Origin of the sequence: Serratia marcescens (genome assembly GCF_029846115.1) — a bacterium.
GTDB lineage: Bacteria > Pseudomonadota > Gammaproteobacteria > Enterobacterales > Enterobacteriaceae > Serratia > Serratia marcescens_L.
Map to the genome: position 1 here is coordinate 1,668,520 of NZ_JARVZZ010000001.1, position 24,361 is coordinate 1,692,880.

Sequence of the window (24,361 nt, forward strand, 5' to 3'; positions counted from 1 at the left end):
TTTATGATTTCAGGATGCGGCCAGTCTGCCGGCGTGATCAGGCGCCTCGCCGCGATTGGCGGGCTGCGTGAAGTAACGGCGGTCTTCCCAGCGCAGCATCGTCAAGTCGCCGCCCCAGCAGCAGCCGGTATCCAGCCCGATCACGCCTTCCGGCGTGCCCTTGCCTTCCAGCGAGGCCCAGTGGCCGAAGACGATGGTGTATTCCGGATCCACCAGGCGCGGCAGCTCGAACCACGGTTTCAGCGGCGCGGGCGCTGTGCCCGGCGCATCTTTGCAGATCATGTCGAGCTGGCCGTTGGGGAAGCAGTAGCGCATGCGCGTGAACGCATTGGTGCTGAAACGCAGGCGCGCCAGGCCGCTCAGTTCCGGTGCCCAGTTGTTCGGCATGTCGCCGTACATGGCGTCGAGAAACAGCGGGTAGCTGTCGCTGCTCAATACCGCTTCCACTTCGCGCGCGCACATTTTCGCGGTGTCGATATCCCACTGCGGGGTAATGCCGGCGTGCGCCATCACCAGCTTTTGCTCATCGTCCACCTGCAGCACCGGTTGGCGACGCAGCCAGTTGATCAGCTCGTCGGCGTCCGGCGCCTCCAGCAGCGGGGTGATGCGATCTTTGGGCTTGTTGCGGCTAATGCCGGCGTAGACCGCCAGCAGGTGCAGATCGTGGTTGCCCAGCACCATGCGCACCGCCGGGCCGAGTGAGCGCACGAAGCGCAGCACGTCCAGCGAGGCGGGGCCGCGCGCCACCAGATCGCCGGTCAGCCACAGCCGATCGCGCTCGGGATCGAAAGCAGCCTGAGCCAGCAGCGACTTCAGTTCATCGTAACAACCGTGAACGTCGCCGATAAGGTATGTCGACATAATTAATGGATCAGCGTTGGAATGGCTAAGCGAAACACGGGAATAGCGGTGCGGAATGGTTGACCCTGATGGTCCACCATTTCGTAATGGCCTTCCATGGTGCCCAGCGGCGTTTCCAGAATGGCGCCGCTGGTGTACTGAAACTCTCCGCCGGGCGGAATGACGGGCTGTTCGCCGATCACGCCTTCGCCCTGAACTTCGGTTTGGCGGCCGTTGCTGTTGGTGATCAGCCAGTAACGGCCCAGCAGTTGCACGTCGCTCCGCCCCAGATTGCGGATGGTGATGGTATAGGCGAAGACGTAACGCTCTTCTTCAGGGATCGACTGTGATTCCACATAGATGCTCTGAACCTGAATACACACGCGGGGCGAATCAATCATGACAACAACTCCTTATTGCTGCGGCGTCGGATTGGCTGACAGCCAGTTCGCCAGCTTGCAGTATTGCGCCACAGAAATATTTTCTGCTCTGAGCGAAGGATCGACGCCCAGCTCCGTCAGCTGCTCCGGCGTGAACAGGTCGCCCAGGCTGTTGCGGATGGTTTTCCGCCGCTGGTTGAACGCCTGCGTGGTGATGCGGCTCAGCATGCGCACGTCGCCCACCGGGTTCGGCAGCACGCTGTGCGGCACCAGACGCACCACGGCGGAATCGACCTTCGGCGGCGGCGCGAACGCGGTCGGCGGCACTTCCAGCACCGGAATGACGTTGCAGTAGTACTGCGCCATTACGGTCAAACGCCCATAGGCCTTGCTGTTCGGGCCGGCCACCAGACGGTTGACCACCTCTTTTTGCAACATAAAGTGCATGTCGCGGATTGCCTGAGTATAGCTGAAAAGGTGGAACATCAGCGGCGTCGAAATATTGTACGGCAGGTTACCAAATACGCGCAGCGGTTGGCCAGCTTCCTCGGCCAGTTCGGCGAAATTCACCGTCATGGCGTCCTGCTGGTGGATGGTCAGTTTGTCTTTCAGCCGCGGGTGGTTCTCCAGCCGGGTGGCCAGATCGCGGTCCAGTTCGATCACCGTCATGCGGTCCATGCGCGCGCCGACCGGCTCGGTCAGTGCGCCGAGGCCGGGGCCGATCTCGACCACCGCTTCGCCCGGCTGCGGGTGAATGGCGGAGACAATGCTATCGATGACAAACTGATCGGTTAAAAAGTTTTGTCCAAAGCGTTTGCGGGCAAAGTGCCCTTGGTGGACTCTGTTATTCATTACAATTAATTATCATTTTAATGGCGAGATTCAGGGCCGTTTGGAAACTGCCGACATCGGCGGTGCCGGTGCCGGCCAGTTCCAGAGCGGTACCGTGGTCGACCGAGGTGCGTATGAAAGGCAAACCGAGGGTGATATTCACCGCGCGGCCGAACCCTTGGTATTTTAACACCGGCAGCCCCTGATCGTGATACATCGCCAGCACCGCATCGGCATCTTGCAGATATTTGGGCTGGAACAGGGTGTCCGCCGGCAGCGGGCCGACAAGATGGATGCCGTCAGCGCGCAGCGCGTCGAGCGCCGGGATGATGGTGTCTATCTCTTCGTGCCCCATATGGCCGCCTTCCCCGGCGTGGGGGTTCAGACCGCAAACGTAAATGTGCGGCTGGGCGATGCCAAATTTGGTTTTCAGATCGTGATCGAGGATGCGGATGACTTCGAACAGGCTCTGTTGCGTGATGGCGCCCGGCACCGCCAGCAGCGGTAGGTGGGTGGTCGCCAGCGCCACGCGCAGCTCTTCGGTCGCGAGCATCATCACCACGCGATCGCAGCGGCTGCGATCGGCAAAGAATTCGGTATGGCCGATAAACGGCACGCCGGCGTCGTTGATCACGCCCTTGTTCACCGGGCCGGTGATCAGCGCCGCGAATTCGCCGTTCAGGCAGCCGTCGCAGGCGCGCGCCAGGGTTTCCACCACGTAGGCGCTGTTGCCGACGTTCAGCTCCCCGGCGGTGACCGGGTGAGCGAGCGGGACCGGCAGCACGGTCAGCGTGCCGGCGCGTTGCGCCTTGGCCGGTTGCTGCGGCTGGTAGTCGCGCAGCGTCAGCGGCAGGCCCAAACGTTGGGCGCGTTCAAGCAGCAGGGCCGGATCGGCGCACACCACCAGCTCAACAGGCCAATCCTGTTGCGCCAGCGCTGCCACCAAATCCGGCCCTACCCCGGCGGGTTCGCCGGGGGTAATGACGACGCGTTTATTGCTGTGCATCGCTGCCATCGAGGATCTTCACGTAAGCCTGGGCGCGCTGTTCCTGCATCCAGGTCTGCGCCTCTTCGGCGAACTTACGGTTGAACAGCATGCGGTAAGCGCGATCTTTCTGCGCGGCGTCGGTCTTATCCACCTGACGGGTATCCAGCAGCTGAATCAGGTGCCAACCGAAGGAAGAGTGGACCGGCGCGCTGATTTCACCCTTGCTCAGCTTCAGCAACGCATCGCGGAAGGCCGGATCGTAGATGTCCGGGGAAGCCCAGCCCAGATCGCCGCCCTGCATGGCGGAACCCGGATCCTGCGACAACTGTTTGGCTTCGTCGGCAAACTTGGCGCGGCCGCTCTTGATCGCTTCCGCAACGGATTGCAGCTTGGCGCGCGCCTGATCGTCGGTCAGCACCACCGAAGGTTTCAGCAGGATGTGACGGGCGTGCACTTCGGTGACCGACACCGACTGGCTGGCGCCGCGAATGTCGTTCACCTTCAGGATGTGGAAGCCGACGCCGGAACGGATTGGGCCGACGACGTCACCTTTCTTGGCGCTCACCAGACGTTCCGCGAACAGGGTCGGGATCTCTTGCAGTTTGCCCCAGCCCATATTGCCGCCTTTCAGCGCCTGAGAATCGGCGGAGTAGGTGATCGCCAGCTTGCCGAAGTCGGCGCCGCTGTTGATTTCGCCCACCAGGCGTTTGGCCAGCTCTTCGGCTTTGTCGACCTGCTGCTGCGACGGGTTCTCCGGCAGCGGGATCAGGATGTGGCTGATGTTCATTTCGGTGTCGCTGCCGTTCTGCGCGCCCACCTGTTTGGCCAGCGCGTCCACTTCCTGCGGCAGGATGGTGACGCGGCGGCGCACTTCGTTGTTACGCACTTCGGAGATCAGCATCTCTTTGCGGATCTGCGAACGGTAGGTGTTGTAGTTCAACCCTTCGTACGACAGACGGCTGCGCAGCTGATCGACGCTCATCTTGTTTTGTGCGGCGATATTGGCGATCGCCTTGTCCAGATCGGCGTCGGACACGGTGATGCCCATTTTCTTGGCCATCTGCAGCTGGATGTTATCCATGATCAGGCGTTCGATGATCTGATGGCGCAGCGTCTTGTCGTCCGGCAGCTGTTGGCCGGCCTGCTGGGCGTTGAGCTTCACTGACTGCAACAGACCGTTGACGTCGCTTTCGAGTACCACGCCGTTATCCACGACGGCGGCGACTTTATCCACTTCTTGGGGTGCTGCGAACGCGGCATTGGCGCAAACCACCAATCCGAGAATAAGCGTTCTCCAGTTCTTCATACATTTCCCATTATGTAATCCGCAAATGCGGGTGAAAGTTCTCGTTTTCAAAGTGTTGCAAAGCGTCAGAATGCACGCTGATACGGCAGAATGCCGGAGCGCAGCATTTCTGCGGAACCGAGACTATGATCGCTGCTCAGGCCGCGCAGTTCGACGTTGAACGAAACTCTGTTGTCGTAAACGCTGGTATTGTTGCTGTTGTTCCAGTCGGTAACCTTGCGCTCATAGCCCAGGGTCACCGCCCAGCAGCAGGTGTTGTACTTCAGCCCCACCAGCTGATCGGCGGATTGTTTGGCGCGGGTGTCGTAATAATACGCCCCGACCACCGCCCAACGATCGGCGATCGGCCAGCTGCCGGTGATGCCCACCTGCGAGATGCCGTCTTGGTAGGCCGGAATCTCATTGGTGTTCAGCGCCGTTTTGATGTATTCCGGCGTGGCGTAACGGTAGTTCAGCTGCACCACGCGCTCGGCATCCTGGCGGTATTCCACCACGCCGTTGCCCAGCGAGACGCTGTTCAGGCGGGTGTCGTACTGCAGGCCACCGCGCAGGCCCCAACGATCGTCGATTTTCCAATAGGTATCGCCGGCCCAGGCCACGCTGCCGGTGTCGTCGTTGTTGTCGTAACCGGTCATCCGGTCACCGGTGCGCGAACGGCTGAAGTAGTAGATTTGACCCACGGAAGCGTTAAAACGTTCAACCAGCGCGTCATCATAAATACGGGTGGTCACACCGGTAGACACGCGGTTCTGCGAAGCGATGCGATCCAGGCCGCTGTAAGTGCGGTCACGGAACAGGCCGGAGTAGTCGGTCTGCAGCAGGGTGGTGTCGTAGGTGTAGATGTTGCTTTGGTCGCGGTACGGCACGTACAGGTACTGCACGCGTGGCTCCAGCGTCTGGGTGGCGCCTTCGGCCCAGATCATCGGCCGTTCGAACACCAGCTTGCCGTCGACCTTGAACTGCGGCAGCACACGGTTGACCGAGTTGTCGAGGTTTGGCGCAGTAACCGGATTGTTCTGCGTACTCTTACGACTTTCATAGTTGGCGGCGAAACCGTCAGGAATATCCTGCTGGTAGTGGGTCGCCATCAGCTTGGCTTCGGTGTTCAGGCTGGCCCAGCCGTTGGTGAGCGGCAGGTTGAGCGTCGGTTCCATATGCAGACGGGTGGCGTCCGGGCTGTACGGGTTGACGCTGGTGAACTTGGCCGCCTGGCCGTAAATATGGAAATCGAACGGGCCGAGGTCGTTTTTGTAGTAGTTCAGATCCAGCTGCGGCTGCACCTTATAGGTGTCAGACCGGGTACGGTCGGTGGTGTCGAAGATCTGGAACTGCTTGGAACTCAGCGTGGCGTTCCAGTTCTCGTTGGCGTAGCCGAGGCTGAATTTCTGCGTGGCGTAGCCGTCGGTGGTGGAGCCGTATTTGGAGTCCAGATCGGTGAAGTATTTGTAGTCGCTGACCTTGGTGTAGTCGACGTTGAAGCGCCACACCTGATCCATGACGCCGTTGTGGTTCCAGTAGAACAGCCAGCGTTTGCTGTCGTCATTGTCTTTGCCGTATTCCTTGTCGTCCGGCAGCCAGTCGAACTCCATCAGGCCGAGGCCCGGCTGCACCAGATAACGGAACTCGGTCTGCCACTGCAGGCCGCGCTTGGACATATAGTGCGGCGTGATGGTGGCGTCGTAGTTCGGCGCGATGTTCCAGTAGTACGGCAACATGAACTCGAAGCCGTTGTTGCTGCCGTACTTGGCGTTCGGGATCAGGAAGCCGGAACGGCGCTTGTCGCCGACCGGCAGCTGCAGGTACGGGCTGTAGAACACCGGCACGCCGCCGATGCGGAAGCGGGCGTTCCATACTTCCGCCACCTGCTCTTCGCGATCGTGGATCACTTCTGAACCGACCACGCTCCAGCTGTCATCACCTGGCAGACAGGAGGTAAAGGTGCCGTTTTCCAGAATGGTGTAACGGTTGGCGCCGCGCATTTTCATCTTGTCGGCGTCGCCGCGCCCCTGACGGCCTACCATCTGGTAGTCGCCTTCATAGACATCGGTATCTTTGGTGTTCAGGTTCGACCAGGCCTTCGGGCCTTTCAGTTTGATCTGATTGTCGCTGTAGTGCACGTCGCCGGTGGCGGTGACGGTGCGCACCGGCTCCGCCTGGCCCGGGTTTTGCGTCTGGTTCAGCTCAACTTCTTTGGCGGTCAGGGTGCTGTTGCCCTGCTCGACATGCACGTTGCCGCTGAACAGCGCGCTTTTCGGGTAGTCGGCGCGCGAGTCATCGGCATTGATGGTCACCGGTTGGCTGTTCGGATCGCCGCTGACCAAAGGCTTGTCGTAAACGGGAACGCCAAGCATGCATTGCTCGGCCAGATCAGCCAGCGCATGCTGACTGTAGAGTGCCGTCCAAATCATCGTGGCCAGCAGTGTTGGGAAACTTTTTTTCATACGCGGTTTTGGTGTTCCGTCATCAGAGGCGTCATGTCCGGCAAACGGTCAGAGACTATATTACTCATCTGCGTTGCGCTAGTGCTAAATCCAGCCGTTTACTTGCGTCGTCGTTAGGCGCAAAGATAAATGACAGGTATGATAATCCAAATTCTAGGAAAAATCGCCTGCACCCTTTCCTGAAGCGAAGGGGGACGGCGGCTTTCGGCATGATAATTGAGGAGTATATGCAGTATTGGGGAAAACTGCTCGGCGTCATCGTCGCCATCTGGTCTGGCGCGGGATTCTGGGGTGTAGTTCTGGGGCTGATTATCGGTCACATGATCGATACGGCGCGCAGCAACAAGCGCAGCCGGGGGTTCTTCACCGACCAGCAAACGCGGCAAACGCTATTTTTCCGCACCACTTTTCAGGTGATGGGCCACCTGACCAAATCCAAAGGACGCGTTACCGAGGCGGATATCCAGATCGCCAGCCTGTTCATGGATCGCCTGCAACTGCACGGCGAAGCGCGCACCGCGGCGCAGCAGGCGTTTCGCGAGGGCAAACAGAGCCAGTTCCCGCTGCGTGAGACGCTGCAGCAGTTCCGCAGCATCTGTTTTGGCCGCTTCGATCTGATTCGGATGTTTCTGGAAATTCAGATTCAGGCGGCGTTCGCCGACGGCTCGTTGCACCCGAACGAACGTCAGGTGCTGTACGTCATCGCCGAAGAGCTGGGCATTTCGCGCGCGCAGTTTGACCAGTTCCTCAGCATGATGGAGGGCGGGCGCCAGTTCGGCGGCGGTCAGCAGGGCGGGTATTCGCAGGGTGGCTATCAGCAGGCTCAGCGCGGCCCGACGCTCGACGACGCGTGCAAGGTGCTCGGCGTGCGCAGCAGCGACGATGCCGCCACCATCAAACGCGCCTACCGTAAGCTGATGAGCGAACACCATCCGGATAAGCTGGTGGCGAAAGGCTTGCCGCCGCAGATGATGGAAATGGCCAAGCAGAAAGCGCAGGAGATTCAGGCGGCGTACGACCTGATCAAACGCGAGAAAGGCTTCAAATAACGATACCCGTCATACTTCGAGCTGCAGGTGCGTTGGCTGCCCGCGCTTACCCCGGTCACGTACTTTTTGTACGTTCCCGGGGCTGCGCTTAGTTGCCGCCTTCCTGCAACTCGAATTATTTAGGGTATCCCTGGGTGATGCGCTTAGAAATCCGGCTCGGCGCGAAAGTGCATCGGCGTCTGAAAAGCGGGATGGGTGATGCGCAGCTCTTGCGCATGCAGTTGCAGCCGCGGCGCCATCGCCTTGGCCTCCGGCGGGGCGTAGAAGCCGTCTCCGAGGATTGGGTGCCCCAGCGCCAGCATGTGCACCCGCAGCTGGTGCGAGCGGCCGGTGATCGGCGTCAGCATCACGCGGGTGCTGCCGTCGGCGTCGCGTGACAGCACCCGATACTCCGTTTGCGCCGCTTTGCCGGTGTCAAAACACACCTTTTGCAGCGGCCGGTTCGGCCAGTCGCAGATCAGCGGCAAGTCCACCAACCCTTCGTCATGCGCCATATGCCCCCAAACGCGGGCGATATAGGATTTCTTCGGTTCGCGTTCGCGGAACTGACGCTTCAGCTCGCGCTCGGCGGCCTTGTTGAGTGCCACCACGATCACCCCGCTGGTGGCCATGTCCAGCCGATGCACCGATTCGGCGGCCGGGTGATCGGCCTGAATGCGGGTCATCAGGCTGTCTTTGTTTTCCGGCGCGCGGCCGGGCACCGACAGCAAGCCGCTGGGCTTGTTGACCACCATGATGTGTTCATCCTGATACAGGATGTGCAGCGGGTCCTGCGGGGGATTGTAGGGTTCCATCTTGGCTCCGCGAAAAGGGCCGAACGGGGAGGCGGCTGCCTCCCCGCGTCGCGCCGGTTACTGGTGGGTGACCACCACCAGACGAATGGCGTCCAGGCGCCAGCCTGCTTCATTGAGGTTGGCCAGCACCTGACGGCGGTTGAACTCCAGCGCTTCGACTTCGTCGTCGCGGATGTTCGGGTTGACCGCCTTCAGCGCTTCCAGACGCGCCAGCTCGGCGCTCAGCTTGTCGTCCGCCTCTTGCTTCGCCTGTTCGATAAGCGTGCGCGCCTGCGCTTCCACCAGGCTTTCCGCCTGCTGCAGCATGGCGTGCACGTCTTGCTGCACGGCGTTGACCAGCTTGCTGGAGGTGTGGCGGTTGACTGCGTTCAATTGGCGGTTGAAGCTTTCGAACTCGACCTGAGCCGCCAGGTTGGTGCCCTTGCGGTCCATCAGCATGCGGATCGGCGTCGGCGGCAGGAAGCGCGTCAGCTGCAGGTGTTTCGGCGCCTGGGCCTCCACCACGTAGACCAGCTCAACCAGCAGGGTGCCGACCGGCAACGCTTTGTTTTTCAACAGGGACACCGCGCAGCTGCCGGTGTCGCCGGACAGGATCAGATCCAGGCCGTTGCGGATGATCGGGTGTTCCCAGCTGACGAACTGCGCGTCTTCGCGCGACAGCGCCTGATCGCGGTCGAAGGTGACGGTGCAGCCGTCCTGCGGCAGGCCCGGGAAGTCCGGCACCAGCATATGGTCAGACGGCGTCAGCACGATCAGGCTGTCGCTGCGGTCTTCCTGATTGATGCCGACGATGTCGAACAGGTTGAGCGCGAAGCCCACCAGGTTGACGTCGTTATCCTGCTCGGCGATGGCGGCGGCCAGCGCCTGGGCTTTGTCGCCGCCGTTGGAGTGCATCTCCAGCAGGCGGTCGCGGCCCTGTTCCAGCTGCGCTTTCAACTGATCGTGCTGCTGGCGGCAGGCGTGGATGAATTCGTCGAAGCCTTCCTGTTCGGTCGGCGCGGCCAGATAGCCGATCAACTGCTCGTAGCAGCTGTCGTAGATGGTGCGGCCGGTCGGGCAGGTGTGTTCGAAGGCATCCAGCCCCTCGTGGAACCAACGCCCCAGCACCGCCTGTGCGGTGTGTTCCAGGTAAGGCACCATGATCTGGATATCGTGCATCTGGCCGATACGGTCCAGACGGCCGATACGCTGCTCCAGCAGATCCGGGTTGAACGGCAGATCGAACATCACCAGTTGGCTGGCGAACTGGAAGTTGCGGCCTTCGGAGCCGATCTCGGAACACAGCAACACCTGCGCGCCTTCCTCTTCGGAGGCGAAGTAGGCGGCGGCGCGGTCGCGCTCGATGATCGACAGCCCTTCGTGGAACACCGCGGCGCGGATCGCTTCACGCTCGCGCAGTACCTGCTCCAGCTGCAGCGCGGTGTCGGCCTTGGCGCAGATCACCAGCACTTTTTCGTTGCGGTTGGCCAGCAGGTAGTCCAGCAGCCACTCGACGCGCGGGTCGAAGTTCCACCAGGTGGCATTTTCGCCCTCGAATTCCTGATAGATCTGCTCCGGGTATAGCATGTCACGCGCGCGCGCTTCGACGGACTTCTTGGCGCCCATAATGCCGGAGACTTTGATCGCGGTCTGGTACTGGGTCGGCAACGGCAGCTTGATCTGGTGCAGGTTGCGGTGCGGGAAGCCCTTCACGCCGTTACGGGTGTTGCGGAACAGCACGCGGCTGGTGCCGTGGCGATCCATCAGCATGGAAACCAACTCCTGGCGCGCCTGCTCGGCGTTGTCGCCTTCGCTGTTGGCGGCTTTGAGCAGCGGTTCGATGTCCTGCTCGTCGATCAGCTCGCCCAGCAGGTTCAGCTTGTCATCGGCCAGGCGCTCACCGCTCAGCAGCAGGGTGACGGCGTCGGCCACCGGGCGGTATTTCTGCTGCTCGGCGACAAACTCGCCGTAGTCGTGGAAACGATTCGGATCGAGCAGGCGCAGGCGCGCAAAGTGGCTTTGTTGGCCCAGCTGCTCCGGGGTGGCGGTCAGCAGCAGCACGCCGGGGATATGCTCGGCCAGCTGTTCGATCACCTGATATTCGCGGCTCGGCGCTTCTTCGCTCCAGGCCAGGTGGTGCGCTTCGTCAACCACTAGCAGATCCCACTGGGCGTCCGCCAGCTCTTCCAGGCGCTGCTTGTTGCGGCGCACGAAGTCCAGCGAGCAGATCACCAGCTGTTCGGTTTCGAACGGGTTGCTGCTGTCGAGCTTGGCTTCGGCGTAGCGGCTGTCGTCGAACAGCGAGAAGTAGAGGTTGAAGCGGCGCATCATCTCCACCAGCCACTGGTGCTGCAGCGTTTCCGGCACCACGATCAGCACGCGCTCGGCGCGGCCCGCCAGCAGCTGCTGGTGGATGATCATGCCGGCTTCGATGGTTTTGCCGAGGCCGACTTCGTCCGCCAGCAGGACGCGCGGGGCATGGCGTTGGCCGACTTCATGGGCGATGTGCAGCTGGTGCGGGATCAGGCTGGCGCGCATGCCGCGCAGGCCGGCGAACGGCAGGCGATACTGCTCGCTCTGGTATTTGCGCGCGCGGAAACGCAGCGCGAAACGGTCCATGCGGTCAATTTGGCCGGCGAACAGGCGATCCTGCGGTTTGCTGAAGGTCAGCTTGCTGTCCAGCAGGACTTCACGCATTGCCACGCCGCTTTCCTGGGTGTCCTGGCGGGTGCCGATATAGGTCAACAGACCGTTTTCCTCTTTCACCTCTTCCACCTGCAGCTGCCACCCCTCGTGGCTGCTGACGGTATCGCCCGGGTTGAACATCACGCGGGTGATCGGCGAATCGTTTCTGGCATAGAGGCGGTTTTCACCGGTGGCGGGGAAAAGCAGGGTAATCATGCGCGCGTCCAGCGCCACGACGGTGCCCAGTCCTAATTCGCTTTCCGTATCGCTGATCCAGCGTTGACCAAGAGTAAAAGGCATATATTGTCGGCTCGATTCTTTGTAAGTAAGTCTTGTTACCGGGCGGGAAGGGCCGCGGCACCTGTACTGAACGTCTGCTAATCCCGGTTTGTTTTAAATTTGACGGGCAATAGCCGTTCACGCCATGCAGACGTCGTGAGACGGCAGGGCTAAGCGTGGTTCAGTTTTGGGAAGGGCGCTATGGTAATGGAAGGCGGCGCGTTCGTCACCTGCAAAACCGGATGATTTTTCTTAACCTGGCGCAATCTCAAAACAGCCCCATCTGCCCGGTGACCAGCGTGGTGAAGTCGTCGTGCAAGAAAGGGAGTATAGCGTCTGCCACCGGCTGCAGCTGGCGTTCGAGGTAATGCTGATAGTCGATGGGGGAATGGCGCGTCTCCAGCGGTTCCGGCCCGGCGACGGTCATCACGTAGCTGATCCAGCCGCCGTTCTGATACTGCAGCGGCCGCCCCTGGCTGCGGTTGTAGTCGTCGGCGATGCGCGCGGCGCGGGCGTGCGGCGGCACGTTGCGCTGATAGTCGTCGAGCTTTCTGCGCAGGCGTTTGCGGTACACCAGCTGATCGTCGAAGTCGCCGTTCAGGGTTTTGCCGACGTAGTCGCGCACATAGTCCTGATAGGGCTGCCGTTTGAAGATGCGCTGATAGAGCTGCTGCTGGAACTGCTGCGCCAGCGGCGTCCAGTCGGTGCGCACCGTTTCCAGGCCTTTGTACACCATCTCTTCCTCGCCGCCGGCGCGTGCGATCAGGCCGGCGTAGCGCTTCTTGCTGCCCTGTTCGGCGCCGCGAATGGTCGGCATCAGGAAGCGGGAATAGTGGGTTTCGAACTCCAGCTCCAGCGCGTTCTCCAACCCGAACTGCTGCTGCAGATGCTGCTGCCACCAGGCGTTGACCCGCTGCACCAGCGCTCGGCCGATCTGCGCCGCCTGCTGCTCGTCATGCGGCTGTTTCAGCCACACGAAGGTGGAGTCGGTGTCGCCGTAAATGACCTGATACCCTTCGGCTTCGATCAGTTCGCGGGTTTGGCGCATGATCTCGTGGCCGCGCAGGGTGATCGACGACGCCAGCCGCGGATCGAAGAAGCGGCAGCCGCTCGATCCCAGCACGCCGTACAGCGCGTTCATGATGATCTTCAGCGCCTGCGACAGGGGCTTGTTGTGCTGGCGCTTGGCGGCTTCGCGCCCCTGCCAGATCTGCTCGACGATCGCCGGCAGGCAGTGTTTGCTGCGCGAGAAGCGGGCGTTGCGAAAACCGGGCACCGAATCGGCGTCGTTTGGGTGGCGCATGCCTTCCACCAACCCGACCGGATCGATCAGGAAGGTGCGGATGATCGACGGATACAGGCTTTTATAGTCCAGCACCAGCACCGAATCGTACAGGCCGGGCTGGGAGTCCATCACGAAGCCGCCGGGGCTGTGTTCCTCCGGCTGTTCGCCGAGGTTGGGGGCGACAAAGCCCAGGCGGTGCATGCGCGGCATATAGAGGTGGCTGAAGGCCGCCACCGATCCACCGCTGCGATCGGCCGCCAGCCCGGTGACGGTGGCGCGTTCCAGCAGGAAGTTGAGCAGGTCGGCCTTGGCGAAGATGCGCGTCACCAGCTCGCAGTCCTTCAGGTTGTAGCGGGCCAGCGCCGGTTTGTCTTCGGCGAAGCGTCGGTCGATCTCCGCCATGCGCTGATAAGGGTTGTCGATCGCCTTGCCTTCGCCCAGCAGCGCCTGCGAAACGTATTCCAGGCTGAAGGAGGGGAAGTTCCAGGTGGCGGACTTCAGCGCTTCGATGCCGTCGATGATCAGGCGGCCGGCGGCAGCGGCGAAAAAGTGGTTCTGTTTGAAGCCGTGCTCGCGCCACTCCAACAGGTTGCCGCCACGCCCCAGCCGCAGCGGGATCTGGTAGCGTTCGGCGTGCTTTTGCAGCACCCGCAGATCGAACTGTACCAGGTTCCAGCCGATGATGGCGTCAGGATCGTGGCGCTCCAGCCACGCGTTCAACCGTTCCAGCAGTTGGGGGCGGCTGGCGCAGTATTCCAGATCGAAATCCAGCGGCGCATCGCCGCCGTTGGCCGGCCCCAGCATGTAGACCTGCCGCTGGCCACAGCCTTCCAGCGCGATAGAGTAAAGTTCGCCGTGGGCGGTAGTTTCGATATCCAGCGACACCAGCCTGAGCGTCGGGCGGTAGTCCGGCGCCGGCTTCATCTGGCCGTTGAGCAAGGGCCCGCCGCCGTTGGCCTGGCCGTTGAACCACACCGGCGCGGTGATGAAGCGCTCCATCAGGTAGCGTTCGGGTGGGCGAATGTCGGCCTCGTAGACCGTAACGCCGCCTTCCCGCAGCAGTTTTTCCAGCTTGATGAGCTGACGGTGCTGGCGGCAGTACAGCCCCAGCATCGGGCGGTGATGAAAATCCGTCAGTGCCAGCGGTTTCAGTTCGACTTGCCGTTCTTCGCGCAGCAGCAGTTCCGCGCGCGGCTTTTGTTCGGCGGGGATAAACGCTACCGAGGTTTGCGGCGGCAGGCGCAGCTGACGCGGGCCTGCGTCGGTCGCCAGCCAAAATTCGACCTCGGTGCCGGCGGGCGTGTCGCGCCAGTGGCGAGTGAGCAGGAAACCCTGTTGCAGTGCTGTCATAACCCCTTCGTCTTCCGCCGGGCGGCGTGCGCGACATCCAGCGAGATGTCGGTTTTGGCGCTAATATAGATAAATTATAGTATGTGTTTTTATACAGTCATTGTCCATCGGCGTTCGGCGCTGCCAAATACGCATACAATTCATCGATTGACTCGCCAGCGGCGCCGCTGGAAAATCCTCGGCCCCGTTTGGCCGAATAATCCGCAGAGGTGTAATGGAAGCCTATTTACAAGATTTGATCACCCAGTCACTGGCTTTCACCCTGATGGTCGTCCTGCTGGTCGCTTTTCTCGAGTCGCTGGCGCTGGTGGGGCTGCTGCTGCCCGGCACGGTGATGATGGCCAGCATCGGCGCCCTGATCGGCAGCGGCAAGGTGGACTTCTACTACGCCTGGGCGGCGGGGATCGTCGGCTGCCTGCTCGGCGACTGGATCTCCTATTTCGTCGGTCGCGCCTTCAAAGGGCCCTTGCACCGCTGGTCGTTCCTGAAGAAGAACAAAGCGCTGCTCGACAAAACCGAACACGCCTTGCACCAGCACAGCATGGCGACCATTCTGATCGGCCGCTTCGTTGGCCCGACGCGCCCGCTGGTGCCGATGGTGGCCGGCATGCTCGATCTACCGCCGTACAAGTTTGCCTTGCCGAATATCATCGGTTGCCTGACCTGGCCGCCGGTCTATTTCTTCCCCGGCATCCTGGCGGGCGTGGCGATCGACATTCCCGCCGGCGCCAACAGCGCGATGTTCAAGTGGTTGCTGCTCGCCGCGGCGCTCACGATCTGGCTGGCTGTGTGGCTGAGTTGGCGCTGGTGGCGTGAGGATAAGCGCAGCGCCGATCGGCTGAGCCGTTGGCTGACGCCGCTGCGGCTGCGCGTGGTGTGCGGATTGAGCTGGCTGGCGGCGCTGGCAGTCGGTTATCTACTGAGCCAGCAGCCCTTGATGCCGGTGTATCGGCACCTGCTGTGGCAGGTGCTGTCCGGGCAATGATTGCGGGGGCGTAAGCCCCCTTCGTATTACTGGAAGAACGCTTCCAGCTGTTCAAATACCCGCACGTCTTCGCTGTGGCGCTTCACCTGCAGCACGTCTTCCAGCTTTTCCACCTGGCTGATCATTTGCTCCAGCCGCTGATCGTCGGCGACCAATAGCCAAATGCGGCTCTGCTGGCCGTCCTTCAGCGGCAGACACAGAATGCCTTCGACGTTGAACGCGCGGCGAGCGAACAGCCCGCAAACGTGCGACATGACGCCGGGATGGTTGCGCACGGCCAGCTCCAGGATCACCTGGGGTTTATCTTGTGGTTGCAGCATGGCTTATTCTCCAATCATGTCGATATTGGCGGCGCCCGGCGGCACCATCGGGAACACTTTTTCGTTGATGTCGATCAGCGCGTGGATCAGGCAGGGGCCCGGGCGTTGGATCGCTTCGGCCAGCGCGGCCTGCGGATCTTCCGCGGCGTTCAAATCGCAGGTATCCAGCCCGAATCCGGCGGCGATCTTCAGGAAGTCGGTGCGCTTCGGATAGGCGGCGGCGAAGATGCGCTGCTGGTAGAACAGGGTTTGCTGCTGGTGCACCAGCCCCAACGCCTGGTTGTTCATCAAAATGATTTTCACGTCCAGATCGTGTTCGACCGCGGTGGCCATTTCCTGAATGTTCATCATCAGGCTGCCGTCGCCGGAGAAGCACAGCACTTTGCGCTCGGGCTCCGCCAACGCCGCACCGATCGCCGCCGGCAGACCGAAGCCCATGGTGCCCAGGCCGCCCGAAGTCAGCCACTGGCGCGGCCGGCTCAGCGGATAGGCCTGCGCCACCCACATCTGATGCTGGCCCACGTCGGTGGTGATGATGGCGCTGTCGTCCACGCAGCGCGCGGCCGCCAGCACCAGGCCGTAATGGCTCAGCGGATCGTCGGCGTTCGGCATGTTGAACGGGAACTCGCGCTTCAGGTCATTGACGGTGCTCAGCCACGCGCTGCGCGGCTGCGTGTCGATCTGCGGCAGCAGCTGTTGCAGCACCTGGCCGACGTCGGCATGGATCGCCACGTTGGCCTGTTTGACCTTGCCCAGCTCGGCGCGGTCGATATCCACGTGAATGATGGCGGCGTTAGGGCAGAACTGCTCGGTTTTGCCGATTGCCCGATCGTCGAAGCGCGCGCCCAGCACGATCAGCAGATCGGCCTCCTGCAGAATGAAGTTGGTGCTGCGCGCCGCGTGCATGCCCAGCATGCCCAGCGACAGCGGGTGTTCCACCGGCATCGCCCCCAGCGCCATCAGCGTCATGGTGGTAGGCAGACCGGCGCGTTCGGCCAGTTCCAGCGCCTGGCGGTGAGCGTCGGCGCAGATGATGCCGCCGCCCAGGTAGAGGATCGGGCGTTGCGCCTGGTTGATCATCGCGGCGGCCTGCGAAACCAGCGCCGGATCGAAGCTCGGTGCGGCGTCCTGCACGGCGATCGGCGGTAGCTCCTCCAGGGTGATGGTGGCGGTCTGCACGTCTTTCGGCACATCGATCCAGACCGGGCCGGGGCGGCCGGATTCGGCGATGCGGAATGCGTCGACGATCACCTGCGGCAATTCGCGAATATCGCGTACCAGATGGTTGTGCTTGGTGATTGGGATGGAAATACCGTAGGTGTCCACCTCCTGGAAGGCGTCGGTGCCGATCATCGAAGAAGGCACCTGACCGGTGATGCACACCAGCGGAATGGAATCGAGCTTGGCGTCGGCGATGGCGGTGACCAGGTTGGTGGCGCCCGGTCCGCTGGAGGCGATGCACACCGCCGCTTTGCCGTTGGCGCGCGCCATGCCCTGCGCCATAAAGCCCGCGCCCTGTTCGTGGCGCGCCAGCACGTGGTGAATGCGGGTGCTTTGGCTCAGCGCGTCATACAGCGGCAGCGCCGCGCCGCCGGGGATGCCGGCGACGGTGGTGATGCCCTGCCGCTCCAGCAGATGAACGATCAATTGTGCGCCGGTGAAGCGGGTGCCCGGCTGAGGCGTGCCCGAAGTTGCCATGTTCCTGTCCTTTCTCAAGGCCGGTGAGCTTTTCTGGGCAGGGTGCTAAAACAAGAAACCCCGCCCGGTTTGCGCCGGCGGGGTTTGGGAATCGATGCGTTGATTCGGACCCTACGGCGCATTGCCGACGACCACCACCACACGCACGACGACCACCGCGGCTGGTAGCGCGGTAAATAGTAGGGTCGAAGTCAGCGAGGATGCGATCACAGGGAACCTTATCATCAGTAAAAAAAGTCAGGTTTTTATAAAAGCACAGGCGCAAAATTCGCACAACAGGTTTATTGGCGCAGCATAAAAAACGCGCGTCAGATCACGCTTTACCCAAGATGCCCAGCACGCGCGCTTCGGGCGCGCTGCCGTCCAGCAGGGCCTGCGTCGGGCCGTCGTAGTAGATGCGGCCGTCGACCACCAGCAGCGTGCGCGGCGCGATGCGCGCGGCGTCGTCGAGGTTGTGCGACACCATCAGCAGCGTCAGGTTACGCTGTTCGCACACCGTCTGCAGCAGCTGCAGCATTTCGTTGCGCAGCGCCGGATCGAGCGCCGAGAAGGGCTCGTCGAGCAGCAGGATCGGTCGTTGGCGAATCAAACAGCGCGCCAGCGCGGCGCGCTGACGTTGACCGCCGGAAAGCTGCGACGGCAGGCGCTCCAGGTGCTCCTCCAGGCCGACCTGACGGGCGATATGCGCCCGCTGTTGGCGCTGCTGTTCAGTCAAGCGCAGACCGGGATCCAACCCCAGCCCGATGTTCTGCGCCACCGTCAGGTGCGCGAACAGGTTGTTCTCCTGAAACAGCATCGACACCGGCCGTTTGGCCGGCGGCGTAGCGGTGTGGTCTTCGTCGTTCAGCAGCAGCCGGCCGCTGGCCGCCGGCAGAAAACCGGCGATCAAACTCAGCAGGGTGCTTTTACCGGCGCCGCTGGGGCCGAGCACCGCGACGCGCTCGCCCGGCTGGATGCGCAGATCAAAGCGCATCGGCAGGTGTTCATACAGATAGGTCAGTTTTTCAAGCGTCAGCATGGCGCCCCGGTAAGCGTTCGATCAGGGTAAACAGCAGGAAGCACAGCAGCAGCAACAGCAGCGCGGTCACCGCCCCGTCGTTGCTGCGGTAGGCGCCAATCTGCTGATACAGGTAAAAAGGCAGGGTACGGAAATGCTCGTTGCCAAACAAGGCGACCACGCCGAAATCGCCGATCGACAGCACGCAGGCGAAGGCCAGCGCCTGCGCCAGCGGGCGACGCAGCGCGCGCAGTTCGATCAGCCGCAGCCGTTGCCAGCCGTGGATATCCAGCGACAGGCACAGCGGGTTGTAACGTTCGGCGAGGTCGCGCATCGGGTTCTCCAACACCTTCAGCGCATAGGGCACCGCCATCAGCGCATTGGTGAGGATCACCAGCGCATAGGGCGACTGTGGCAGCCCGATCGTATCGCTCAGCAGCAGGAAGAAGCCGGTGGCCAGCACGATGCCCGGCATCGCCAGGATCACCATGCCGCTCAGCTCCAGTGCCTGGCCGCCGCGCAGATGCTGCCGCAGCTTCAGCTCGCGGCTGCTCCACAGCAGCATCATCGTGAGCGCCACGCACAGCGCCCCGGCGCCGAGGGCGATGCGCAGCGACGTGAACAGCGCCTGCCACAGCACCGGCTGGCGCAGCACGCTGACGACGGCCTGATTGGCGCCGTCGGCGATCACCGCCAGCAGAGGCGGCAGCAGCAGCAACAGCGCGGCGGCGATCAGCAGAAAATCGCCGACGCGTCGCCACAGGCTGTCTTCCGGATTGCGCCAGCGCTGGGCGTGGGTATGCCCCACCGGCAATACCTGGCTCAGGCGCTGACTGATCAACACCAGCCCCAGACAACAGCTTAACTGGATCAGCGCCAGCATGGCGGCGCGACCCAGATCGTAGTCGTAACTCAGCGCCTGATAGATCGCCAGTTCGATGGTGGTAGCCTGCGGCCCGCCGCCCAGCGACAGCACGGTGGCGAAGCTGGCGAAGCACAGCATGAAGATCAATGCGCCGCTCGGCAGGATCTGGCGGCGCAGCGCCGGCCATTCGACGAAGCGGAACTGCTGCCAGCCATTCATGCCCAGCTGGGCGGCCAGCTGGCGCTGCTCCACCGGGATATTCTCCAGCGCCTGCAGCAACAGGCGGGTGGCCAGCGGCAGGTTAAAGAACAGGTGCGCCAGCAGAATGCCCTGCAGACCGTAGGGCGAGAAGCCATATTCGATGCCCAGCCAGCCGCACAGCGTCGCCAGCCAGCCTTGGCGCCCATAGACGCTGAGCAGGCCGAACACCGCCACCAGCACCGGCAGCACCAGCGTCATGGCGCACAGCCGCAGCAGCAGCTGCCGGCCGGGGAAGCGGCGGCGATAGAGCGCGCGCGCCAGCAGAACGGCGGGCAGCACCGAAATCAGCGCCGACAGCAGCGCCTGCCAAAAGGTGAAGCGCACCACGTGCCAAAGGTAGCTGTCCTGCCACAGGCCGCGCCAGTCGCTGTCCGGCGCGTGACGCCACAGCGAGCCCATCGCCAGCGCGGCGACCAGCAGGATCACGCCGGCGGCCAACAGCCCCGGCCAGAGCCAGCGGGGGATCAGCGGCTGACGGCGGTTTGCCATGCCCGGATCCAACCGCCGCGTTGTTTGGCCACCTCTTCGGCGCTGTATTGCAGCGCGGTCTGCGGCACGTTCATCTGCTCAAAGCCGACGGGCAGTGGGGTGTTGATCACCGGGTACATCCAGTTGCCGGTCGGGATGGCGTTTTGGAACGCCGGTGTCACCATGAACTGCATGAAACGCTCCGCCAGCTCAGGCTGTTTGGCGGCCTTCAGCTTGCCCGCCACTTCCACCTGCAGGTAGTGCCCTTCGCTGAACGTGGCGGCGGCGTAGAGATCTTTTTTCTCTTCGATCAGGTGATAGGCCGGAGAGGTGGTGTAGCTGAGCACCAGATCGCCTTCGCCCTTCAGGAACAGGCCGTAGGCTTCGCTCCAGCCTTTGGTGACGGTGACGGTTTTCTTCGCCAGTTGCTGCCAGGCGGCCGGCGCCTTGTCGCCATACACTTTTTGCATCCACAGCAGCAGGCCGAGGCCCGGCGTGCTGGTGCGCGGATCTTCGTAGATCACTTTCCAGTTGCGATCGCCGCTGACCAGCTCCTGCAGGCTTTTTGGCGGGTTCTTCAGTTTTTCTTTGTTGTAGACGAAGGCGAAGTACCCGTAGTCGTATGGCACGAAGGTCGCGTCCTGCCAGCCGCCCGGCACCGTCAGTTTGGCGGTGTCGACGCCGCTCGGCGCGAACAGGCCGGTTTGCTGCGCCGCCTGCAACAGGTTGTTGTCCAACCCCAGCACCACGTCGGCGGCGCTGTTCTTGCCTTCCATGCGCAGGCGGTTCAGCAGCGAGACGCCGTCTTCCAGCGCGACGAACTTCAGTTCACAGTCGCACTCGGCTTCAAAGGCTTTTTTCACCGCCGGGCCTGGGCCCCAGTCGGCGGCGAAGGAATCGTAGGTGTAAACCGTCAGCGTCGGCTTGGCCAACACCGGCGCGGCACACAGCAGCAATAAGCAGGGCAGAAATGTTTTGACCACGTTGCACTCCTGAAAAATAAGGGGGCAAGGGCATCTGAGGGGGCGAGGCGGCGTCGCCGGTTCGCTGGGCTCAAATCCCTCCGCCGGTATTGACCGGATCAGGTTCGACGGGTGTGCTCTCAGCGGAAAATCGGGCTTATCACGCGGCCCGACTTACCGCACCCCGTTGAGACGGCGCTATTGTAAAGATTAACCGACCCGGGCGAAAGGCGCTTATGCCTCCGGCGGGGCAAACCAGGCGGACTTGAAGTCGAACCAGCCGAGGGTGTTCATCCGCACGCCGCGCATGCTGCGCTGGCCGTGCAGCTGCAGCCAGTGGTGGAACAGCGGATGCAGCTGGTGGTTGCTGACCAGACGCTGGCAGAACTCGGCCAGCGGCAAGCGGTTGGCGCGCCACAGCGCTGCGTCCTGCGCCAGATCTTCGTTCATGCAATGCTGCATCAGCGGCAGTTCGTACAGCGTGGCGAACAGCGAAAACTCCAGCGGCAGATAGAAGTTGGCGCTGCCGAGCCACAGATCGCTGCGCGCGTCGCCCTGGTGCCAGGTGGCATAATCCACGCTTTGCACGATCAGACGGATGCCGTGCTGCGCCAGCAGCGGTTCGATCGCCTGGCGAATGGCGTGAAACTCCGAATGTTCATTGAAGTGGGTCATCGTCAGTTCGGTCAGGCCCGCGGGCTTGGGCTGCTGCGCCAGCGTGCGGTTGTGGTGCCAGCGCGGCAGCAGGCCGTACGCCGGCGACCAATAGCGCTGGTAGAGCGGCCCGGCGTGGCTCAGCAGCGAAATGGGGTTGATCAATTCGCACAGCCAACTGCGAATGGCGGGGTCGACGGCCAGCGGTGAACGCTGATCGAACAGCAGGAAATAGCAACCCTCTTCCAGCCGGCTTTCCAGCTCGCTGTTGCCGGTTTCATCGCCCTGCAGCTGCACGCCGGAGTGCACCAGCTCTTCGGAAAACTCCGGCAGCACCCAGATGTTCACCTCGTCGATCAGCGCCCGGTAGCCAAAATAGTCGTCGAAGGCGTGGATCTTCATCTGGCTGGGATGGTTGCGCACCATGCGGTAGGGGCCGGTGCCGACCGGATGGCGGGCGAAATCCGGCAGTTCACGCCATTCGCGCGGCAGGATCATGGCCTGCACGCTGCCCAGCAGCCAGGGCAGCCAGTGGTCGGGACTGCGCAGCTGCACGTCGATAACGAACGGCGTCGGCGAGGTGACGCTCTCGATATGCGAGAACAGCGGTTGCGAGGTCAGACGCGAGAGGGAAGTGATGACGTCCGCCATCTCCAGCTCGCGGCCATGATGAAAATGGATCGCCGGGCGCAGGTAAAACCGCCAGTGCAGCGGGGTCAGCGCCTGCCAATGGTGAGACAGATCGGACTCCAGTTCCCCGTTTTCCTCATTTATGCGCGTCAGGCCGTTGAAGATCTGGCGCGCCAAATGGGTCTCCGAACGCCGCAGCGCCGAGCCGGGCAACAGGTTGTACAGCTGCCGGTAGTAGAGCACCCGCAGGATGTGTTTCCCCTGGCGGAAGCTGCGTCCCAGCTGCGACAGCAGCATCTGGCGCACCACGTTTTTGTCGCCCACCAGCTGCACCAACTGATCGATGCGGTCCTGTTCCAGCAGCTCCTCGGCCCGTTGTTGCTGCAGAGCCAGGCCGGTGTAGTGGAAGGTTAACCGCGAGCGCTTGCCGCGCCCCGACTCCGCCTGCCAGGTGAGCCAGCCTTCCCGCTGCATGGCGCTCAGCAGGGAGCGCACGTGGCGCCGCGAGCAGCTGAGCACCTCCGCCAGCGCCTGCAGCGTAGTGTCGGTGGTTTCACCGTGGCAGCGCTGCCACAGACGGATGAACTGCTGCTGCAATCGGGACGTGGACATAAAAGAGGAACGCTCCTGCCTCAACTCGTCAATTTTTCTTTCCCTATATTACGCCGATAATTTTCATCAATGAAAGGGGAGGGCGTAATCATGAAAGCTTTCTTATCCAGACAGTTCTATCAGCGCTACTTCAGTGCTGTGCGCCGCCAGCGCGCCGACTGGCTGAGCGTGGTGCCCGAACAGGCGCGGCTGGCGATGCTGGCGCACCTGACACAATGGGACATTAAAGAGATGACCGATAAGCAGTATCGCGAGCACCTGTAGGGGCCGCGGCAACCAATTTCTGAGTAATGGTGCTGTTTCACCAGCCAGTGGGGCGACCCACTGGTTTTTTTATGCGTGGTCATGGCGATGCGCTTGCATTTTTCTCGCCGTGGCCTAAGGTTCTTTCTTCTGCTTTGAGGTCAGGGAAGACGATATGCAACGCCTGAGCCGGTTGTCACTGCGCATTAACCCCATCTTTGCCGCATTCCTGCTGATCGCTTTCCTCTCCGGCATCGCCGGCGCGTTGTTGACGCCGACGCTCAGCCTGTTTCTGACCACCGAGGTCAAGGTGCGGCCGCTGTGGGTCGGGCTGTTTTACACCGCCAACGCGGTGGCCGGCATCGTCGTCAGTTTCCTGCTGGCCAAGCGTTCCGACACCCGCGGCGATCGGCGCAGGCTGATCTTGCTGTGCTGCCTGATGGCGGTCGGCAACTGCCTGCTGTTCGCCTTTAATCGCGACTACCTGACGCTGATCACCGCCGGGGTGCTGATGTCCGCCGTTGCCAACACCGCCATGCCGCAGATTTTCGCGCTGGCGCGGGAATATGCCGACCGCGAGGCGCGTGAAGTGGTGATGTTCAGCTCGGTGATGCGCGCCCAGCTTTCGCTGGCCTGGGTGATTGGCCCGCCGCTGTCGTTTGCGTTGGCGCTGAACTACGGCTTTACCGTGATGTTCCTGATCGCCGCCGCCACCTTCGCGCTTTGCGTGCTACTGGTGGGATTTATGCTGCCTTCGGTGCCGCGCGCGGCGGGAAATGAGGGGCTGCAGAGTGGGGTGTCTGCGCCGATCGCGCCCGCCAGCGCCTGGCGCAATCGCGACGTGCGGTTGCTGTTCATCGCCTCGATGCTGATGTGGACCTGCAACACCCTGTACATCATCGATATGCCGCTGTATATCACCGCCGATCTCGGCCTGCCGGAAGGGTTGGCCGGGGTGCTGATGGGCACCGCCGCCGGGCTGGAGATCCCGGCAATGCTGCTGGCCGGTTATTACGTCAAACGCTTCGGCAAGCGCAACATGATGCTGCTGGCGGTGGCGGCAGGCGTGCTGTTTTACCTCGGGCTGACGGTGCTGGCGGCCAAGCCGGCCCTGATTGCGCTGCAGCTGCTCAACGCGGTGTTTATCGGCATCGTCGCCGGTATCGGCATGCTCTATTTTCAGGATTTGATGCCGGGCCGACCGGGCGCCGCCACCACCTTGTTCACCAACAGCATCTCTACCGGGGTGATCCTGGCCGGGGTGCTGCAGGGCGCGCTGGTGGAAAATTTCGGTCATGGCTCGGTATATTGGATGGCGGCGCTGCTGGCGCTGGCGGCGCTCGGGATGAGCGCCAAAGTGCGTGAAGTGTGAGGTCAAACGACGGCATTCTTGATGCAAGTCATTGAGAAGGCAGAAGCGGACGCCCAAGCTGAAGGCATATGGAGCGCGATCGTTGCG

20 protein-coding genes and 1 riboswitch are annotated in these 24,361 nt (G+C 62.3%); of the genes, 4 read left to right on the top strand and 16 right to left on the bottom strand.

Translation table 11 applies throughout. From position 1 onward, the window contains the following. Positions 1–9 precede the first annotated feature (9 nt). From apaH to lptD, 6 genes are all read right to left on the bottom strand, one after another. On the bottom strand, positions 10–861 hold the full coding sequence (apaH, locus tag QDT79_RS07700) for a bis(5'-nucleosyl)-tetraphosphatase (symmetrical) ApaH (RefSeq protein ID WP_063991429.1): 852 nt from the start codon (positions 859–861) through the stop codon (positions 10–12). Between the two features lie 2 nt (positions 862–863). Continuing rightward, complete coding sequence (gene apaG, locus QDT79_RS07705; protein WP_019455040.1) at positions 864–1,241, bottom strand: Co2+/Mg2+ efflux facilitator ApaG/CorD; 378 nt, start codon at positions 1,239–1,241, stop codon at positions 864–866. 12 nt (positions 1,242–1,253) lie between these two features. After that, complete coding sequence (rsmA, locus tag QDT79_RS07710; RefSeq protein ID WP_060422426.1) at positions 1,254–2,072, bottom strand: 16S rRNA (adenine(1518)-N(6)/adenine(1519)-N(6))-dimethyltransferase RsmA; 819 nt, start codon at positions 2,070–2,072, stop codon at positions 1,254–1,256. Then, positions 2,065–3,066 (bottom strand): 4-hydroxythreonine-4-phosphate dehydrogenase PdxA, encoded by a 1,002-nt coding sequence (gene pdxA / locus QDT79_RS07715; RefSeq protein ID WP_373275478.1) that lies wholly within the window; start codon positions 3,064–3,066, stop codon positions 2,065–2,067. Before pdxA ends, rsmA begins: the two co-directional genes overlap by 8 nt. Then, a complete protein-coding gene (surA, locus tag QDT79_RS07720) occupies positions 3,044–4,345 on the bottom strand; it encodes a peptidylprolyl isomerase SurA (RefSeq protein WP_033637077.1) in 1,302 nt (433 codons plus the stop codon). Before surA ends, pdxA begins: the two co-directional genes overlap by 23 nt. Before the next feature lie 65 nt (positions 4,346–4,410). Beyond that, the gene (gene lptD / locus QDT79_RS07725) at positions 4,411–6,786 is read right to left on the bottom strand and encodes an LPS assembly protein LptD (RefSeq protein ID WP_107226749.1); all 2,376 of its coding nucleotides are present in this window, start codon (positions 6,784–6,786) and stop codon (positions 4,411–4,413) included. 227 nt (positions 6,787–7,013) lie between these two features. Here lptD and djlA point away from each other — a divergent pair, with 227 nt between their 5' ends. Further along, positions 7,014–7,835, top strand: coding sequence for a co-chaperone DjlA (gene djlA / locus QDT79_RS07730; RefSeq protein WP_015376627.1), 822 nt, complete (start codon positions 7,014–7,016; stop codon positions 7,833–7,835). Positions 7,836–7,978: 143 nt separating this feature from the next. Here djlA and rluA read toward each other — a convergent pair whose 3' ends face one another. The 3 genes from rluA to QDT79_RS07745 all read right to left on the bottom strand — a co-directional run bounded on the left by rluA (position 7,979) and on the right by QDT79_RS07745 (position 14,207). Beyond that, complete coding sequence (rluA, locus tag QDT79_RS07735) at positions 7,979–8,629, bottom strand: bifunctional tRNA pseudouridine(32) synthase/23S rRNA pseudouridine(746) synthase RluA (protein ID WP_063991427.1); 651 nt, start codon at positions 8,627–8,629, stop codon at positions 7,979–7,981. Between the two features lie 57 nt (positions 8,630–8,686). Next, positions 8,687–11,593: an RNA polymerase-associated protein RapA gene (rapA, locus tag QDT79_RS07740; RefSeq protein WP_063991426.1), complete on the bottom strand. Its 2,907-nt coding sequence runs from the start codon at positions 11,591–11,593 to the stop codon at positions 8,687–8,689. A 247-nt stretch (positions 11,594–11,840) separates the two neighbouring features. Beyond that, positions 11,841–14,207 carry a DNA polymerase II gene (locus tag QDT79_RS07745; protein WP_063991425.1) on the bottom strand — a complete coding sequence of 789 codons (2,367 nt, stop codon included), beginning with the start codon at positions 14,205–14,207 and terminating at the stop codon, positions 11,841–11,843. A gap of 214 nt (positions 14,208–14,421) precedes the next feature. On the opposite strand from QDT79_RS07745, the gene QDT79_RS07750 reads away from it, so the two are divergent. After that, positions 14,422–15,192: a DedA family protein gene (locus QDT79_RS07750; protein WP_033637083.1), complete on the top strand. Its 771-nt coding sequence runs from the start codon at positions 14,422–14,424 to the stop codon at positions 15,190–15,192. A gap of 26 nt (positions 15,193–15,218) precedes the next feature. Here QDT79_RS07750 and ilvN read toward each other — a convergent pair whose 3' ends face one another. From ilvN to sgrR, 7 genes are all read right to left on the bottom strand, one after another. Next, positions 15,219–15,512, bottom strand: a complete 294-nt coding sequence (ilvN, locus tag QDT79_RS07755) for an acetolactate synthase small subunit (protein ID WP_016929110.1) — start codon at positions 15,510–15,512, stop codon at positions 15,219–15,221. A gap of 3 nt (positions 15,513–15,515) precedes the next feature. After that, positions 15,516–17,210: an acetolactate synthase large subunit gene (ilvB, locus tag QDT79_RS07760; protein ID WP_107226751.1), complete on the bottom strand. Its 1,695-nt coding sequence runs from the start codon at positions 17,208–17,210 to the stop codon at positions 15,516–15,518. 111 nt (positions 17,211–17,321) lie between these two features. Then, positions 17,322–17,435, bottom strand: coding sequence for an ilvB operon leader peptide IvbL (gene ivbL / locus QDT79_RS07765; protein ID WP_369919387.1), 114 nt, complete (start codon positions 17,433–17,435; stop codon positions 17,322–17,324). A gap of 88 nt (positions 17,436–17,523) precedes the next feature. Beyond that, the gene (thiQ, locus tag QDT79_RS07770; RefSeq protein WP_107226752.1) at positions 17,524–18,228 is read right to left on the bottom strand and encodes a thiamine ABC transporter ATP-binding protein ThiQ; all 705 of its coding nucleotides are present in this window, start codon (positions 18,226–18,228) and stop codon (positions 17,524–17,526) included. After that, on the bottom strand, positions 18,215–19,822 hold the full coding sequence (gene thiP, locus QDT79_RS07775) for a thiamine/thiamine pyrophosphate ABC transporter permease ThiP (protein ID WP_063991422.1): 1,608 nt from the start codon (positions 19,820–19,822) through the stop codon (positions 18,215–18,217). Before thiP ends, thiQ begins: the two co-directional genes overlap by 14 nt. After that, positions 19,798–20,784, bottom strand: coding sequence for a thiamine ABC transporter substrate binding subunit (gene thiB / locus QDT79_RS07780; protein WP_149558894.1), 987 nt, complete (start codon positions 20,782–20,784; stop codon positions 19,798–19,800). Before thiB ends, thiP begins: the two co-directional genes overlap by 25 nt. A gap of 57 nt (positions 20,785–20,841) precedes the next feature. Next, a riboswitch (TPP riboswitch) is annotated at positions 20,842–20,960 on the bottom strand. Between the two features lie 37 nt (positions 20,961–20,997). Then, positions 20,998–22,659: an HTH-type transcriptional regulator SgrR gene (gene sgrR / locus QDT79_RS07785; RefSeq protein ID WP_063991420.1), complete on the bottom strand. Its 1,662-nt coding sequence runs from the start codon at positions 22,657–22,659 to the stop codon at positions 20,998–21,000. Between the two features lie 90 nt (positions 22,660–22,749). Here sgrR and sgrT point away from each other — a divergent pair, with 90 nt between their 5' ends. Together sgrT and QDT79_RS07795 are read left to right on the top strand one after the other, a co-directional pair. Further along, a complete protein-coding gene (gene sgrT, locus QDT79_RS07790; protein WP_004932838.1) occupies positions 22,750–22,923 on the top strand; it encodes a glucose uptake inhibitor SgrT in 174 nt (57 codons plus the stop codon). A gap of 154 nt (positions 22,924–23,077) precedes the next feature. Next, a complete protein-coding gene (locus QDT79_RS07795) occupies positions 23,078–24,274 on the top strand; it encodes a sugar efflux transporter (protein ID WP_063991419.1) in 1,197 nt (398 codons plus the stop codon). The last annotated feature ends 87 nt before the right edge of the window (positions 24,275–24,361 follow it).

What these genes read in the sequence shown, in the direction of transcription:
- ivbL (WP_369919387.1), bottom strand. Translation starts at nt 17,435, where the DNA reads ATGATAAGGTTCCCTGTGATCGCATCCTCGCTGACTTCGACCCTACTA.
- pdxA (WP_373275478.1), bottom strand. Translation starts at nt 3,066, where the DNA reads ATGGCAGCGATGCACAGCAATAAACGCGTCGTCATTACCCCCGGCGAA.
- thiP (WP_063991422.1), bottom strand. Translation starts at nt 19,822, where the DNA reads ATGGCAAACCGCCGTCAGCCGCTGATCCCCCGCTGGCTCTGGCCGGGG.
- ilvB (WP_107226751.1), bottom strand. Translation starts at nt 17,210, where the DNA reads ATGGCAACTTCGGGCACGCCTCAGCCGGGCACCCGCTTCACCGGCGCA.
- ilvN (WP_016929110.1), bottom strand. Translation starts at nt 15,512, where the DNA reads ATGCTGCAACCACAAGATAAACCCCAGGTGATCCTGGAGCTGGCCGTG.
- rluA (WP_063991427.1), bottom strand. Translation starts at nt 8,629, where the DNA reads ATGGAACCCTACAATCCCCCGCAGGACCCGCTGCACATCCTGTATCAG.
- rsmA (WP_060422426.1), bottom strand. Translation starts at nt 2,072, where the DNA reads ATGAATAACAGAGTCCACCAAGGGCACTTTGCCCGCAAACGCTTTGGA.
- QDT79_RS07745 (WP_063991425.1), bottom strand. Translation starts at nt 14,207, where the DNA reads ATGACAGCACTGCAACAGGGTTTCCTGCTCACTCGCCACTGGCGCGAC.
- thiQ (WP_107226752.1), bottom strand. Translation starts at nt 18,228, where the DNA reads ATGCTGACGCTTGAAAAACTGACCTATCTGTATGAACACCTGCCGATG.
- surA (WP_033637077.1), bottom strand. Translation starts at nt 4,345, where the DNA reads ATGAAGAACTGGAGAACGCTTATTCTCGGATTGGTGGTTTGCGCCAAT.
- lptD (WP_107226749.1), bottom strand. Translation starts at nt 6,786, where the DNA reads ATGAAAAAAAGTTTCCCAACACTGCTGGCCACGATGATTTGGACGGCA.
- QDT79_RS07750 (WP_033637083.1), top strand. Translation starts at nt 14,422, where the DNA reads ATGGAAGCCTATTTACAAGATTTGATCACCCAGTCACTGGCTTTCACC.
- QDT79_RS07795 (WP_063991419.1), top strand. Translation starts at nt 23,078, where the DNA reads ATGCAACGCCTGAGCCGGTTGTCACTGCGCATTAACCCCATCTTTGCC.
- rapA (WP_063991426.1), bottom strand. Translation starts at nt 11,593, where the DNA reads ATGCCTTTTACTCTTGGTCAACGCTGGATCAGCGATACGGAAAGCGAA.
- sgrT (WP_004932838.1), top strand. Translation starts at nt 22,750, where the DNA reads ATGAAAGCTTTCTTATCCAGACAGTTCTATCAGCGCTACTTCAGTGCT.
- apaH (WP_063991429.1), bottom strand. Translation starts at nt 861, where the DNA reads ATGTCGACATACCTTATCGGCGACGTTCACGGTTGTTACGATGAACTG.
- djlA (WP_015376627.1), top strand. Translation starts at nt 7,014, where the DNA reads ATGCAGTATTGGGGAAAACTGCTCGGCGTCATCGTCGCCATCTGGTCT.
- apaG (WP_019455040.1), bottom strand. Translation starts at nt 1,241, where the DNA reads ATGATTGATTCGCCCCGCGTGTGTATTCAGGTTCAGAGCATCTATGTG.
- sgrR (WP_063991420.1), bottom strand. Translation starts at nt 22,659, where the DNA reads ATGTCCACGTCCCGATTGCAGCAGCAGTTCATCCGTCTGTGGCAGCGC.